Consider the following 1,247-nt stretch of genomic DNA (forward strand, 5'->3'; position numbering starts at 1 on the left):
ATGCCTTGGTTTTTGATGGCGTCAAATGGGCTGTCGTCATAACCAAACTGGCTCAAGGTGGCAAAATAGCCCTGTAACGATGTGATACTGTCCATGAACGTCTGGTGGTTCATATCGGTGTGGCTGCCATTACTTGACGGACAGACCAGACCGGGTTTGTTTTCCAGACTCAATTCATCATATAAGGACTCGCACGCCAAGGCATCAAGATGCTGCCAAATCGCTTGCAGAGAGTGTTGCGGTGTTTGTGTTTGCGCGAATAAAGTGCTCATAGTCATCGGTATTCCATCCTAGTAATACGTCTATATTTTGTAGCTTGATATCATCCAAGGTCTTGACCAACACGGTTGGAATATCAAACATAATGGCGCAGGTCAGCTCGTTAAAAGAGACATCGTCGCATCCATGCAACCTGATCTCTCCGTCGATTTTTAAATCAGCCCGCGTACTTGCCAGTCGAGTGAACATGGCAAGTTCTAATAATATAGGCGCAATATGATCGCTATTGGCAACGATTAACAAATCTAAATCTGAGGTTGGTTTGACAAAGGATAACCCTGTGAAATATTGATTGGCAAAGGAACCATAGGCATGAACCGTACACCCTAAATGGGTACAGCGCTCAATAAAATGTTGCGTGGGTTGTTGAACCGCTGTAGGCAATTGCGGAACTAAAGTAGCAAGCGCTAGCGGTGCAGTAACGACTTGCGGAGGGTTCGGTAAAGTGAGTGCCAATTTGTATTTACAGTCGTCCTCAATATAACTGGTTGCCACTTTCGTGACGTTAGGCATATCTTGTCTACAAAGAGTGAGTGGCTGCTGAGAGGCAATCATACTCTCAACCGCCAGCGTCACAGAAGCAGGCAGGGAGAGATTCATAAAATCGTATGATTCATGCGCTTGTAAATAAACCAAATCATGACGCTGCATGGCACTCCCCTTGATAGCCTTTATATTTTTATACTTTTATTAACACACAGACCTATATTCACATTAAACCGTTAAAACAGCCTCGACAATATCATTACACAATAAGCGCCCTTCTCTATCTTCTGCTACTTGGCGGCGCTCATCTGTCAGAAAATCATCCGTATGACCCAACTGCGCCTCTAGGGCATTTTCAACCAAATGCGCATCCAGCGCGTTCCAAATCTCATTAACAGCGCCCATGGCATGGTAGTTTTCTACCCCAGGGGCAAAGATAGCAGAGGTCTGTGATAAGGATTTCAGTTTATCCAGCGGTATCT

Annotated in this window: 3 protein-coding genes; all 3 read right to left on the reverse strand. The window is 45.0% G+C overall.

What is annotated here, in order from left to right; genetic code table 11:
• Positions 1-272, reverse strand: a 272-nt coding sequence (locus ACS8FC_RS14385) for a triphosphoribosyl-dephospho-CoA synthase (RefSeq protein ID WP_439297261.1), incomplete at its 3' end; no start/stop codon positions are given.
• Positions 205-930 (reverse strand): malonate decarboxylase holo-[acyl-carrier-protein] synthase, encoded by a 726-nt coding sequence (gene mdcG / locus ACS8FC_RS14390; RefSeq protein ID WP_439297262.1) that lies wholly within the window; start codon positions 928-930, stop codon positions 205-207. The genes mdcG and ACS8FC_RS14385, both read right to left, overlap by 68 nt.
• 63 nt (positions 931-993) lie before the next feature.
• A partial coding sequence (locus ACS8FC_RS14395; protein ID WP_439297263.1) for a biotin-independent malonate decarboxylase subunit gamma occupies positions 994-1,247 on the reverse strand: 254 nt, incomplete at its 5' end.

The sequence above is a fragment of the Psychrobacter sp. 1Y4 genome, from assembly GCF_051847555.1.

Excerpts from the sequence above, each read along its gene's own strand:
- mdcG (WP_439297262.1), bottom strand. The coding sequence starts at position 930 with ATGCAGCGTCATGATTTGGTTTATTTACAAGCGCATGAATCATACGAT.